The organism is Citrobacter sp. Cpo015, from assembly GCF_030333035.1.
GTDB lineage: Bacteria > Pseudomonadota > Gammaproteobacteria > Enterobacterales > Enterobacteriaceae > Citrobacter > Citrobacter portucalensis.
Genome location: NZ_JAOWGS010000020.1, coordinates 14,949 through 27,844, shown reverse-complemented (window position 1 = coordinate 27,844; position 12,896 = coordinate 14,949). Strand labels below are relative to the sequence as shown.

The window sequence follows — 12,896 nt, the reverse complement described above, 5'->3', positions numbered from 1 at the left end:
CGGTAATTACCATGATGCGTTTGCGTAGATTAACACTCTCCGCGTTAATTCCGGGGCTGGCAACAGCCCTGGTTGTCGCGCCGCTGTATGCCGACACCAACGTGGATTTCACCGCCACCGTGCAGAAGGATACCTGCCAGTTAGAAATTAATGGTAGTGGAACGGTAAATTTCGCAACCGTAGGTCCCGCCTATTTTGCCGACGGCATTACTGCGGAAACTGATTATGAAGGCGGTCAAGAGTTTTCAATTAAACTTCTGAATTGTCCAATCAGTGACGGAGCCATCACTAATGTTACCTTTAACTTTACCCCCCAAAGCGGACAGTTTGCGAAGGGCAATCAGCAGGTATTTGCGAATGATCTAACTCAGACCTCGGGCGGTGTGGCAAATGTAGGAGTAGTGATTTTCACCACCGATTCACCACGTCAAAATGTGTTGAATACTGACGGCTCGTCAAGGGCGATATTTTCCGCTACAGATTATAGTGATACAACCTGGACCTTTTATTCACGGATGCAGAAAATCCTGAGTACCGAAACAGTTACCCTCGGCGAATTAAGTAGCCATGTACTTGTCAATGTCACCTACCAATAAAATTCGGAACGACCATTAATAGGGAAATTAGCCATGAAGAAAAACATAGTCCTTTTAATATCATCTCTATTTTTATGGTTAGGAGCCAGCAACGCTTATGCCTGGTCTGTCTATATTGGGCAAGCGACCTCGTATCAAGGAGGTGCAGAATATGCAGATGTACAAGACTACTCAGCTCCATTCTCATGGAACCTGCTCCCTTCAGTTGCCGCCCATACAGAATCAGGCTTACGCGAACTTGCCGTTTCTGGTGCGACAGAATTTGATCCCAAGCATGGACTTAATTGTAACTATAACCACGATGTTCATAGTGTAAATCTTTATCATGGTTTTCAGAGTGCGGGTATTAAAAATAATAGCGGCAATCCATTATGGAAAACAAATACTACCGGTTTGTATCTTGGTATGGAAATTACCAAGATTAACTTTGGCACCGCCTATTATCCAGGGAGTTCATTTTGGGTTGACTGGAACGGCGGTGGTACGGATTATAAGTCCTTTGATCTGAATTTCATTAGTACCTCTTATGCAGATTTCTCCACTTTCTGTGATTCAATCGCATGGAAGAAAGGTTATTTTGAAATGGGGGGAATTGTTCTGTGGATTAAATTCCATCTTTATGCTGATGATACATTTAAGCCAACCACATCAGCAGTTAACGTTACCTTTCCAACAAGTACCGGATACAACTTCCGATTTAAGCTTTCAGACACCAGTATCGGTGGTGGCAACCACTACCTTGATTACGTCATCAGTCCAGGTTCAATAACGATTCACTACCCAACATGTACCGCCACTGCCGTCACAGGTGAAGGTGTTTCAGGATCTACCGTGCCTTTTGGCAGTCGCAACGCAGAAGAACTGAAAGGCGACGGTGTGACAAAAGACTTTTCAATAAAATTAAGTAACTGTACCTACATTAAGAATGTCGAAGTGAAGTTAGGATCAACAATAACAGGCAGCAGTGACAACGCATTATTGGGTAATACTTTAACATCTGGTGCCGCCAGCGGTATTGGCGTGACGGTTGCCGGCGAGAAGAATCCAGCAAGCATCAGCGACTGGATGACGATCATGCCAAACAACTCCAGCTCCGTTTATAAGTTTACGAATATGGAAGACTATACTTATAGCAATATCGGTAACCCCGACCAGATCCTAAATTTCAGAGCAACGCTGAAACAAGACGGTAGCAACACCATCAAACCCGGCGAGTTCAAAGCGACAGGCAGCTTCACTATTGACTATCCCTAAGCGCGTTAATCCGGCGGTTCTCGCTGCCGGGAATACACACAAAGGGCTAACGCTTTTCTGCTTCATTCCCCTACAATGCGGCCATTATATTCATCAATATTATGGCCGGAGAGGTTATGAGCAAACCCACCACTATCGCTGTGTTGCAGAAATGCAAACAAGAGAAAAAGCGCTTCGCGACTATCACCGCCTACGACTACAGCTTCGCTAAGCTGTTTGCCGATGAAGGCATCAACGTGATGCTGGTCGGTGATTCGCTGGGCATGACGGTACAGGGGCACGACTCCACCCTGCCCGTCACCGTTGAAGAAATTGCTTACCACACCCGAGCCGTGCGTCGCGGCGCACCGAATTGTCTGCTGCTCTCCGACCTACCGTTTATGGCTTATGCCACTCCGGAGCAGGCGTTTGAAAACGCAGCGGTAGTCATGCGCGCGGGCGCTAATATGGTCAAAATCGAAGGCGGCGCCTGGCTTACGGATACGGTGAAAATGCTCACCGAACGCGCGGTGCCGGTTTGCGGCCATCTGGGATTAACGCCCCAGTCGGTGAATATCTTTGGCGGCTATAAAATTCAGGGCCGCGGCGACGCCGGGCAGGTACTGCTGGATGATGCGCTGGCCTTAGAAGCCGCTGGCGCTCAGTTGCTGGTGCTGGAGTGCGTGCCGGTTGAGCTGGCGAAGCGCGTCACTGAAGCGCTGTCGATCCCGGTGATTGGTATCGGTGCCGGCAACGTCACCGACGGGCAAATCCTCGTCATGCATGATGCCTTTGGCATTACCGGCGGCCACATTCCGAAATTTGCGAAGAATTTCCTCAATGAAGCAGGCGACATGCGCGCCGCAGTGCGGCAGTATATGGCTGAAGTGGAGTCCGGCGTTTATCCGGGCGAAGAGCACAGCTTCCACTAATTTTCTGACCGTGCCGGATGACGACGCTACGCGTCTTATCCGGCCTACGGTACCTCAGGCAACTCAAGGAGTCTTGTCGTGTTAATCATTGAAACCCTGCCGCTGCTGCGCCAGCATATTCGTCGTCTGCGTCAGGAAGGCAAACGCGTCGCACTGGTTCCCACCATGGGCAACCTGCACGACGGCCATATGAAACTGGTCGATGAAGCAAAAGCGCGGGCTGATGTGGTGTTCGTCAGCATTTTCGTTAACCCGATGCAGTTTGACCGACCAGACGATCTGGTGCGCTATCCGCGCACCCTGCAGGAAGATTGCGAAAAGCTGAACAAGCGTAAAGTCGATTATGTCTTTGCTCCGGCCGTTGAAGAGATCTACCCGCAGGGTCTGGAAGGCCAGACTTTCGTTGATGTTCCCGGCCTCTCTACCATGCTGGAAGGCGCCAGCCGCCCGGGCCACTTCCGTGGTGTTTCCACTATCGTCAGCAAGTTGTTTAACCTGATCCAACCCGATATCGCCTGCTTTGGTGAAAAAGATTTCCAACAGCTGGCGCTGATCCGCAAAATGGTAGCGGACATGGGTTATGACATTGAGATCGTTGGCGTACCGATTATTCGCGCCAAAGACGGTCTGGCCCTCAGCTCACGTAACGGTTATCTAACGGCAGAACAGCGTAAAATTGCGCCAGGCCTGCACAACGTGATGAACGGTATCGCTGAAAAGCTGATTGCGGGTAATCGTGAGCTGCAAGAAATTATTACCATTGCCGAACAAGAACTGAATGAAAAAGGCTTCCGCGCCGACGATATTCAGATTCGTGATGCCGACACGCTGCTGGAGTTGACTGAAACCAGTAAACGCGCGGTGATTCTGGCCGCAGCATGGCTGGGTCAGGCTCGTTTGATCGATAATCAAAGCGTTACATTAGCCCAGTAGACAGGGGTTAAAAATCGGGCAATACTGCCTGAAGATTTCTCAAAGCAGGCCAGTCGCGCCTGCTTAGCCAAGGTAAACGACAGGGTATAGAAGTTATGATTCGCACCATGCTGCAAGGCAAGCTCCACCGCGTAAAAGTCACGCAGGCGGACCTGCATTACGAAGGCTCCTGCGCCATCGACCAGGATTTCCTTGATGCCTCAGGTATTCTGGAAAACGAAGCTATTGATATCTGGAACGTGACCAATGGTAAACGTTTCTCAACCTATGCCATTGCGGCTGAACGCGGCTCCAGAATCATCTCGGTGAACGGTGCAGCGGCGCACTGTGCTGAAGTTGGCGACATTGTGATTATCGCCAGCTTCGTCACTATGTCTGACGAAGAAGCCCGTACATGGCGTCCGAAAGTGGCCTATTTTGAAGGCGACAACGAAATGAAACGCACTGCAAAAGCCATTCCGGTACAGGTCGCCTGACAGCCCTTACCCCTGCGGCTGATTGACTATCAGCCGCGACATTGTTTCCAGCGAATCCGTCCGCAGGATATACAGCCGCTTTAGCAACATCGGGTTATCGCCAGGCTTCACCTTCCCTTTCACCGTCGTCACCGCCAAATGAAAACCGGCATCATGCGCCGCTTTCACCGCCGTCGCGTTATAGCCGCCAAACGGATAGGAAAGATAGAGCACATGCGGATTAAACTGCCCGAGCGCCCGACGGGAGTGTTCAAAATCAAACAGAATATTGTGATAGTTACGGCTGAGTAAAATAGGTCGTCGCTGGCCATCCACCCGATGCAAGAAATGGGTGTGCGACTGGAAGTCGAAAACATCTTTAATCCCTTCCAGCTCGGAAATACTCATAAACTGCAGCGATTTCGGATCCCACTTTTGCGGGTGACGCTTGATACGTGAGCTAATGATAAACGCCGTAGCCTTAAAGCCATACTGCTTGAGGACGGGATGCGCATAGCGGCTAACGGACTTCAGGCCATCATCGAACGTAATAACGACCGAACGCGCCGGAAGGTTTGCGCGATTATTGAGGTAGTCTTCTAACTGATACATCGTCAGCGTGGTATAGCCCATATCTCGCAGCCAGGTCATCTGGTTACTGAACGCGCGCACTGATGTGGTGGTGGAGGTATGACGAAAACGCGTGTTCTCTTCATCGCGCAGAATATGATGGTAAGTCAGAATCGGGATACCGTTATCCTGCTGAGCATCCAGCGCGCTGATATAGGCCAGCCGTTCGCCGATGCGAATCTGATACCAGGTCTGATTCAGTCTGTCTTTCAGCCGACTGAGCACCGGGTAACGTAGATTCTCAGCCAGCGTACCAAACGGCGCACTGCCTACGTCCGGCGCGTTATAGACTGGGGTATCTTTCCAGGTAATCAGGTTCTGGTTACTCAACGGTTTATTTAAGTCACCCAGGCCGTCTTCCACACGCTGACGCCCCTGCACAGGTTCCAGGTGCCCTTTGTCGATGTAGCCTTTGCCAAAGCCGAAGTTGAAGGTGTAGTAATCCTTTGCATCCGGTTCAACGGCAATAATCTGTCCCGCGCGTAAATTACCGACAGTCTCCGTCTTATTGCCAATATGCGCCCAGATCACCGCATCTTCCGTGGTTTGCATATAGCGAGCGGGCAAGGCCGCACCTACGCCACCAGAAAACAGGAGCAACAGAACAAACAGAACGCGCATAACCATATGATTTAACCGAGGCGAGAAACCTCGGTTATTGTAGCAAAAGCATCATCAATACCAATGATTAATACTCATACAAATCATGCTTCAACACGAAGGGGGGATTTTTTTGTTGTTGATGCCAGAGGCTGGAGACTTCGGGGCCGCCAAGCGCGACGATGCAATCGCGAAACGCAGAACTGCTCAGCGATTCCCGTGACGAAATCATTCGCTCAAGCAATGGATAGCTGATACCTGAAATCACTTCGCACTGGGGATGTTTATGACTCATTAACGAGGCTACACGGTATGGCGCAGCCCCGGCCATATCCGTCAGGAATACTACCCCTTCACCTGAATCTGTAGCATGCAGGGCATGGCACATCATGCGGCTTAACATATTCGAGCTGAGCCCACGCCAGAAACTTACCGCCTGACATTGCTCCAACGGACCGTACTTTTTCTCCAGACGATGCAGCATATCCTGTGCCTTATCGTCATGACAGGTAATTACCCAACCTAACATTGCCTACCTCCTTAGCAGGCAAGTAGTTTATCAGGGTGATAAATCGGTAATGGTGATAAGCATCAAAAGTCTTCCTCTCCCGAGTCAGGAGAGGAAGAAAGAATTAGCTACGCAGGCCGCGTCCGCGCTGAATCAGGTACCAGCACAGCAAGTAAAACGCCGCAATGAACACCACCAGCACGCCAAACGTGGTGACCAGCGGAACATCATGAATACCCAGGAAGCCGTAGCGGAAGCCGCTAATCATGTAGACAATTGGGTTCAGATGCGAAAGTCCCTGCCAGAACGGTGGCAGCAGCGTTAACGAATAGAACACGCCACCCAGATAGGTCAGCGGCGTCAGCACGAAGGTGGGGATCAGGCTGATATCGTCAAAGGTTTTAGCAAAGACTGCGTTCAGCAAGCCGGCCAGCGAGAACAGTACCGCCGTTAACACCAGCGTGAGCGCCACAAAGACCCAGGAATGCACCTGGAACGGCACGAAGAACAGTGAAATAGCCGTCACCAGAATGCCTACGCACAGGCCACGCGCCACGCCGCCGCCGACAAAACCGGCGATAATCACGTGCGTCGGCACCGGGGCGACCAGCAGCTCTTCGATATTGCGTTGAAACTTGGCGCTAAAGAACGACGAGGCCACGTTGGCGTACGAGTTGGTGATCACTGCCATCATAATCAGCCCCGGCACAATAAACTGCATGTAGCTAAAGCCATGCATTTCGCCGATACGCGAGCCGATCAGGTTACCAAAGATAATAAAATAGAGCGTCATGGTGATGACGGGAGGCACCAAAGTCTGGATCCAGATACGCATAAAGCGGTGGATCTCTTTCGCCCAGATGCTTTTCAGCGCAACCCAGTAAAGCTGCATCATGCGCGATCTCCTTGTTTTTCATGCACCAGAGAAACAAACAGTTCTTCCAGTCGGTTCGCTTTGTTACGCATACTCAATACCTGAATGCCCTGCGCGCTCAGCTGAGAGAAGACGCTGTTGACCCCTTGTTCACGCAGAACCTCCACTTCCAGTGTGGAAGTGTCGACCAGTCGGTACTGATAACCTTCCAGTTTCGGCAGCGGACTTTTTGGTGCCAGATCGAGGATAAAGGTCTCGGATTTCAGCTTGGAGAGCAGACTCTTCATCGAGGTGTTTTCCACCAGCTCGCCGTGCTGAATAATGCCGATATTACGACACAGCATTTCCGCTTCTTCGAGATAGTGAGTGGTCAGAATAATGGTGGTGCCTTTGTCGTTTAAATCCTTTAAAAAGCCCCACATGGAACGACGCAGCTCAATGTCGACGCCCGCCGTTGGTTCATCCAGAATGAGTAATTTTGGCTCGTGCATCAGCGCACGGGCAATCATCAGACGACGTTTCATCCCACCAGACAACATGCGCGCGCGCTCGTTACGTTTTTCCCATAAATCGAGCTGCTTTAAATATAGTTCGCTGCGTTTGACCGCTTCTTTATGCTCAACACCGTAGTAACCCGCCTGGTTGACCACAATCTGCTGCACGGTTTCAAACGGGTTAAAGTTAAACTCCTGCGGTACCAGGCCAAGCTGGCGTTTAGCATTAACCGTATCTTTTTCAAGATCGTATCCGAAGACGCTCACCCGCCCGGAGGTTTTATTCACCAGCGAGCTGATTATTCCAATGGTGGTGGATTTTCCTGCGCCATTCGGTCCCAAAAGCGCATAAAAATCACCCGCTTCGACTTGCAAATCTATCCCGCGTAACGCCTGAACGCCACCGGGGTAAGTTTTTTTAAGTTGTTGAAGTTCCAGAGCAATGGTCATGTTTTTATACTTACCTTACGTTCTGACATTTTATATATAGTTTAAATAATGATGGAGTTACCCTATATTAGCCCATCGAATTTATCTGGCTTCGGGTCGTGCTACTCCATGAAAGACATAGATACACTCATCAGCAACAATGCACTATGGTCAAAGATGCTGATAGAAGAAGATCCCGGATTTTTTGAAACGCTGACGCATGCCCAGAATCCGCGTTTTCTATGGATTGGATGTTCCGATAGCCGCGTTCCCGCTGAACGATTGACCGGTCTTGAACCGGGTGAATTATTTGTTCACCGCAATGTTGCCAATCTGGTTATTCACACCGACCTGAACTGCCTCTCAGTGGTTCAGTATGCGGTGGATGTGCTGGAAGTGGAACATATTATTATATGCGGCCACTATGGATGCGGCGGCGTCCAGGCGGCGATTGAAAATAAAGAACAGGGGCTGATTGATAACTGGTTACTGCACATCCGCGATATCTGGTTCAAACACAGCTCACTGCTGGGCGAAATGCCGCAGGAACGTCGTATGGACACCCTGTGCGAACTGAATGTCATGGAACAGGTCTATAACCTGGGCCACTCAACCATTATGCGTTCAGCCTGGAAGCGCGGTCAGAAAGTGACCATTCACGGCTGGGCTTACGGTATTCATGATGGCCTGCTGCGCGATCTCGACGTCACCGCCACCAGCCGCGAAACGCTGGAACAGCGCTATCGCCAGGGGTTGTCTAACCTGAGTCAGAAACACAGCAACCATAAATAATGTGACATTGCCGGGAGGCGGCGACGCCTTACCCGGCCTACAAACCTGCGCCATCAGGCGCTCCAGCCAGTTACTCGTCCAGCAGCACTACTTTGCCAACATACGGCAGATGGCGATAACGCTGGGCATAGTCAATGCCGTAACCGACCACAAACTCATCAGGAATTGAGAAGCCGATAAACTCGACCGGAACATTCACTTCACGACGAGAAGGTTTGTCCAGCAGCGTACAAATAGCCAGGGATTTCGGCTCGCGCAGGCTCAGAATTTCACGCACTTTGGACAGCGTATTGCCGGAATCGATGATGTCTTCGACAATCAGCACGTCCTTGCCACGAATGTCTTCATCCAGGTCTTTCAGGATTTTAACATCACGCGTGGTAGACATTCCGCTACCGTAGCTGGATGCCGTCATGAAATCGACTTCATGAGAGACATGCACTTCACGGCACAGATCCGCCATAAACATAAATGAGCCACGTAACAGACCAACCAGCACCATATCGCTGCCGCTGTCCTTGTAACGTTCGTTAATCTGGCGCCCCAGTTCAGCAATACGCGCTTTGATCTCCGCTTCCGGGATCATCACTTCAACAGTATGTTTCATAAACCCTATAACTCACTGATTTTTATCAGTTGACACATCATGCAGATCGAAAGAAAGCGCTTACGTTGATACACCGACTGACAGACGGCGACCCGCTCTAACCACAAAACTTGCGACAGCATACAAACAATTCAGTTGATGAAGTATACCAGTAAAGAGAGCGGGTTCCTCTGATAGTTCACAGGAGAACCCGTTTGCGTCGTTTTTTGTACGCTTATTAATCAAAACCAGGAGTGCACGGCAGTCTGTGGCTAAAACGTTTCCCAGTGCGGATCTTGTGGCGAACTCCCCGCAGAGGTCGCTCGTGGAGTATCCTTAGGTGGTTTTCGATGCTCACCGTTGGAGGCATCGCGAGTGATGCGAAATGCCGCCACGGCCAGGCGTAACTGTTCAGCTTGTTGTTCCAACGAAGCGGCTGCAGCGGCAGACTCCTCTACCAGCGCGGCGTTTTGTTGTGTGACACTGTCCATCTGCGAGACCGCGAGACTCACCTGCTCAATCCCCCGACTCTGTTCCTCCGAGGCTGAGGCGATTTCCCCCATGATGTCCGTCACGCGGGTGACCGCTGCGACAATCTCTTTCATCGTTTTACCCGCGTCCGACACCTGCTGAGATCCCATCCCCACGCTGTGGGTTGAGTTATCAATCAACGCTTTGATCTCTTTGGCTGCCTGAGCGCTACGGCTTGCCAGGGTACGGACTTCACCCGCCACAACAGCAAATCCGCGTCCCTGCTCTCCTGCTCTGGCAGCCTCAACCGCCGCGTTGAGCGCCAGGATATTGGTCTGGAAAGCAATACTGTCGATGACGCTGGTGATCTGCGCAATTTGCTGTGAACTACCGGCAATTTCACTCATCGTGTGCACGACAGTATCAACAACCCGTCCACCACGTGCGGCAGTATCAGACGCATTCTTAGCCAGTTGAGTCGCCTGTTTCGCATTGTCCGTATTTTGCTTCACGGTCGCGGTAAGCTGTTCCATGCTGGCGGCTGTCTCTTCAAGTGAAGCAGCCTGCTGCTCAGTACGCGAAGACAGATCGTTGTTACCTGATGAGATTTCCGTTGCGCCGCTATGAATCGTTTCTGAGCTGTTACGCACCGACGTGACTGTCGAAATCAGCGACTGTCGCATTTCATCTAAGCCCGTGGCCAAACGTCCCATTTCATTACGTCCCTGGACGTCGAGTTGATGGGTCAGATCACCACGGGTAATAATGCGGATATGCTCCATGATCTGCGCCAGGGGTTTAAGCAGCATATGCTGCAACCCACTCCAGATCATGCCCAGAACGATGAGCACAGCGACGACAATTGCCCCTAACGTCCATTGCATGCGGGTAAAGCTGTGCTGATTTTCCGCCGCCGCGTGCTGGAGCAACGCGTTGTTTTCGTTACGCCACTGGTCATAGCTGGCTTCCATTTCATCCTGCGCCTTCTGAGCATCAAGATCGCCATAGGCCTGATAGTTATTCGCGCGCAGATACTCTATCGATAACGCCATCACGTCGTGCATCTGCCGATACTGTTTTTCCATTTCAGATGCAATTTGCGGATTCTGCCCCGACACCTGCGGCAATGACTGATAATGCGCGAAGTATCCCTCAGCCTTCTTCATCGACTCACTCGCCGTCTTTAGCAAAGTATCAATGGCCGCCAGTGAGGCCGGATCGCGTTGATTCTTTAAGAAACGAATTGCTACGCGGGTTACCGTTACTCGGGTTTTAATCAGCGTATTGACGCTATCACTCAGATTTTCCTGTTGGGCATTCAGGGTGCCTGAGTTCTGGAAATTATGGCGATCATTGTTTACCGCAGAATAAAAAAAGCTTCCTGTCACGACCTGTAGCAAACAGAAAATGGCGAGAACCAGAAGAATGCCGGTAATAACACGCACATTTTTAATCATAGTATTTCATCCATTGAACTCACATTGGGTACCCAATGATTATCGGCTTCAAAGGCGATTACTTTATGCGCAATAGCAGAATTTGCAGGAGGAGGGAGTCGTGCGGTGAAACGCTGTAAAGAGACTGTGTCTTATCCGGCCTACGAGAGATTTCTGCAGGCCGGATAAGCACAGCGTAATTTTTTAGACGGTGAAGCCGAGCATCATCCCGGTATCTTCATGCTCTAACAGATGGCAGTGCGCCATATAGGCATGCTCTTTTGGCGCGTCGTGGTCAAACTTCACTAACACCTCGCTCACGCCGCCTTCTACCCGCACAGTGTCCTTCCATCCCGCGCGGTGTGCGGCAGGCGCTTTGCCATTCTCAGACAGAATGCGGAACTGCGTGCCGTGAATGTGGAACGGATGCAGCATCATGTCGCCCTGGCCGGAAATCACCCAGCGTTCGTGCTGACCTTTCGCCGCGGCAAACATCGGTTTATTCATATCAAATGCCTGGCCATTAATCCGGTTGGCATTATGGAAGTCGAATGTTCCATGCTTCATGTTGCCCATGTCGCCATGCTGCATATTCCCCATCTCACCGTGGTTCATATTGCCATGATTCATATTGCCGTGGCCCATATTGTCATTATTCATATGGCCCATCATCTTCCCATGATCCATACCCGCCATGGCCTGACCGCCGTATTTCTTCATCAGCATTTGCATGCCCATCATATCGAGCATCGGATCCATCGACAGCTGCAGCTTGCGCACCGTCAGCCCTTCCAGTGACGGCAGCGATGGCATGGATGTCAGCGAATCTGGCAGCGTGCCGGAAGCGGTAATCAGCAATGGTTGAACGCGCATCACCGGGTGCGGCTTATCGAATGGCGCAATCGCCATCCCCATCTGACTGACTGGCAGAGTGACCAGATCAAAAGCTTTGCCGTCACTGACATCCACCAGCACTTCAAAGCGCTCGCCCATCAGCATAGGAAGCTCGGTCACTTTTACCGGTTCAGCCAACAGTCCACCGTCGCTGGCAATGACGTACAAAGGACGATTGTCGCTGGCCGCAATGTTCAGTGAGCGTGCGTTACAACCATTCAACAGGCGTAGACGCAGCCAGCCACGCGGTGCGGCATGCTGAGGATAAATCGCCCCGTTGGTCAGCAGCGTATCGCCAAACCAGCCGACTGCGGCGGTCATGATGTCCAGTTGATAATCAACCTGCCCATCAGCAGAGAACTGTTTGTCCTGAATAATCACCGGCACATCATCAATGCCCCACTGCTTAGGCAGCATCAGCTTGCGAATCTCTTCATCTTCAATCAGCACCAGTCCGGCCAGTCCCATAGCTACCTGACGGCCGGTCTTTCCATGCTGATGCGGGTGGAACCAGCAGGTCGCCGCCCGTTGATCCGGCGTGAAGGTCACTGAACGTTTCCCGCCCGCCGGGATAATGCCTTGCGGTCCACCGTCGACTTCACCGGGGATTTCCAGACCGTGCCAGTGCAACGTCGTCTCTTCGGCAAGCTGGTTATGGATATCCACGGTCACCGACTGCCCTTTGTTCAGCTTGACCGCAGGTCCGAGTAAATTGCCGTTATATCCCCAGGTCGTCGCTGTTTTACCAGCAAAGCTCGATTTTCCGGCTTGCACCACCAATTGCATACGGTTTGAGGCATCCGCGGTTAACAGGTCAGGAATGGGCAATGCAGGGCGGTCTGCGGCAAATACGCTCCGGCTCCACAGAGGTAACGCTGACGCGACGCCCAGCGCCACGGAGTACTTTAAAAAGTCACGACGTTGCATAATCACTTCCTTATATTCAGCAGCTTAAGCAGGCTATCTTTTAAGCATAAGCCTTCCCCTTACGGGAAGGTCAAGTGAACGGCTAATAATAAAGGTCGTCGCTTCG

General features: G+C 51.2%; 13 protein-coding genes. 6 read left to right on the top strand and 7 right to left on the bottom strand.

What is annotated here, in order from left to right; all coding sequences use genetic code 11:
- Positions 1-11: 11 nt before the first annotated feature.
- The 5 genes from OGY67_RS06750 (at position 12) to panD (ending at position 4,170) form a co-directional block, all read left to right on the top strand.
- Positions 12-596 (top strand): fimbrial-like protein, encoded by a 585-nt coding sequence (locus OGY67_RS06750; RefSeq protein WP_111466105.1) that lies wholly within the window; start codon positions 12-14, stop codon positions 594-596.
- A gap of 33 nt (positions 597-629) precedes the next feature.
- Complete coding sequence (locus OGY67_RS06745) at positions 630-1,850, top strand: fimbrial protein (RefSeq protein ID WP_008786235.1); 1,221 nt, start codon at positions 630-632, stop codon at positions 1,848-1,850.
- A 116-nt stretch (positions 1,851-1,966) separates the two neighbouring features.
- On the top strand, positions 1,967-2,761 hold the full coding sequence (gene panB, locus OGY67_RS06740) for a 3-methyl-2-oxobutanoate hydroxymethyltransferase (RefSeq protein ID WP_071446610.1): 795 nt from the start codon (positions 1,967-1,969) through the stop codon (positions 2,759-2,761).
- Positions 2,762-2,839: 78 nt separating this feature from the next.
- Entirely contained in the window at positions 2,840-3,694 is an 855-nt protein-coding gene (gene panC / locus OGY67_RS06735; protein WP_008786233.1) for a pantoate--beta-alanine ligase, read from the top strand.
- 95 nt (positions 3,695-3,789) lie between these two features.
- Entirely contained in the window at positions 3,790-4,170 is a 381-nt protein-coding gene (gene panD, locus OGY67_RS06730; RefSeq protein ID WP_000621526.1) for an aspartate 1-decarboxylase, read from the top strand.
- Between the two features lie 6 nt (positions 4,171-4,176).
- On the opposite strand, the gene OGY67_RS06725 is transcribed toward panD, so the two are convergent.
- The 4 genes from OGY67_RS06725 to OGY67_RS06710 form a co-directional block, all read right to left on the bottom strand.
- Complete coding sequence (locus tag OGY67_RS06725; RefSeq protein ID WP_020996224.1) at positions 4,177-5,406, bottom strand: polysaccharide deacetylase family protein; 1,230 nt, start codon at positions 5,404-5,406, stop codon at positions 4,177-4,179.
- A 61-nt stretch (positions 5,407-5,467) separates the two neighbouring features.
- Positions 5,468-5,908 carry a PTS sugar transporter subunit IIA gene (locus tag OGY67_RS06720; protein ID WP_032942385.1) on the bottom strand — a complete coding sequence of 147 codons (441 nt, stop codon included), beginning with the start codon at positions 5,906-5,908 and terminating at the stop codon, positions 5,468-5,470.
- A 103-nt stretch (positions 5,909-6,011) separates the two neighbouring features.
- Positions 6,012-6,782, bottom strand: a complete 771-nt coding sequence (locus OGY67_RS06715) for an ABC transporter permease (protein ID WP_008786229.1) — start codon at positions 6,780-6,782, stop codon at positions 6,012-6,014.
- Positions 6,779-7,705, bottom strand: a complete 927-nt coding sequence (locus OGY67_RS06710) for an ABC transporter ATP-binding protein (RefSeq protein WP_003829469.1) — start codon at positions 7,703-7,705, stop codon at positions 6,779-6,781. The genes OGY67_RS06715 and OGY67_RS06710 overlap by 4 nt, the downstream gene beginning before the upstream one ends.
- Before the next feature lie 108 nt (positions 7,706-7,813).
- Here OGY67_RS06710 and can point away from each other — a divergent pair, with 108 nt between their 5' ends.
- Positions 7,814-8,476, top strand: a complete 663-nt coding sequence (gene can / locus OGY67_RS06705) for a carbonate dehydratase (protein ID WP_008786227.1) — start codon at positions 7,814-7,816, stop codon at positions 8,474-8,476.
- A 70-nt stretch (positions 8,477-8,546) separates the two neighbouring features.
- Here the strand turns inward: can and hpt are convergent, their stop codons facing one another.
- From hpt to cueO, 3 genes are all read right to left on the bottom strand, one after another.
- On the bottom strand, positions 8,547-9,083 hold the full coding sequence (gene hpt / locus OGY67_RS06700; protein WP_003018658.1) for a hypoxanthine phosphoribosyltransferase: 537 nt from the start codon (positions 9,081-9,083) through the stop codon (positions 8,547-8,549).
- Between the two features lie 251 nt (positions 9,084-9,334).
- Positions 9,335-10,990, bottom strand: a complete 1,656-nt coding sequence (gene tcp, locus OGY67_RS06695) for a methyl-accepting chemotaxis citrate transducer (protein WP_186413724.1) — start codon at positions 10,988-10,990, stop codon at positions 9,335-9,337.
- Positions 10,991-11,173: 183 nt separating this feature from the next.
- Positions 11,174-12,790: a multicopper oxidase CueO gene (cueO, locus tag OGY67_RS06690; RefSeq protein WP_057067420.1), complete on the bottom strand. Its 1,617-nt coding sequence runs from the start codon at positions 12,788-12,790 to the stop codon at positions 11,174-11,176.
- Between the last annotated feature and the right edge of the window lie 106 nt (positions 12,791-12,896).

Coding starts and splice junctions, on each gene's coding strand:
- OGY67_RS06750 (WP_111466105.1), top strand. CDS start 12: ATGATGCGTTTGCGTAGATTAACACTCTCCGCGTTAATTCCGGGGCTG.
- OGY67_RS06745 (WP_008786235.1), top strand. CDS start 630: ATGAAGAAAAACATAGTCCTTTTAATATCATCTCTATTTTTATGGTTA.
- panB (WP_071446610.1), top strand. CDS start 1,967: ATGAGCAAACCCACCACTATCGCTGTGTTGCAGAAATGCAAACAAGAG.
- panD (WP_000621526.1), top strand. CDS start 3,790: ATGATTCGCACCATGCTGCAAGGCAAGCTCCACCGCGTAAAAGTCACG.
- OGY67_RS06725 (WP_020996224.1), bottom strand. CDS start 5,406: ATGGTTATGCGCGTTCTGTTTGTTCTGTTGCTCCTGTTTTCTGGTGGC.
- OGY67_RS06720 (WP_032942385.1), bottom strand. CDS start 5,908: ATGTTAGGTTGGGTAATTACCTGTCATGACGATAAGGCACAGGATATG.
- OGY67_RS06715 (WP_008786229.1), bottom strand. CDS start 6,782: ATGATGCAGCTTTACTGGGTTGCGCTGAAAAGCATCTGGGCGAAAGAG.
- OGY67_RS06710 (WP_003829469.1), bottom strand. CDS start 7,705: ATGACCATTGCTCTGGAACTTCAACAACTTAAAAAAACTTACCCCGGT.
- can (WP_008786227.1), top strand. CDS start 7,814: ATGAAAGACATAGATACACTCATCAGCAACAATGCACTATGGTCAAAG.
- hpt (WP_003018658.1), bottom strand. CDS start 9,083: ATGAAACATACTGTTGAAGTGATGATCCCGGAAGCGGAGATCAAAGCG.
- tcp (WP_186413724.1), bottom strand. CDS start 10,990: ATGATTAAAAATGTGCGTGTTATTACCGGCATTCTTCTGGTTCTCGCC.
- cueO (WP_057067420.1), bottom strand. CDS start 12,790: ATGCAACGTCGTGACTTTTTAAAGTACTCCGTGGCGCTGGGCGTCGCG.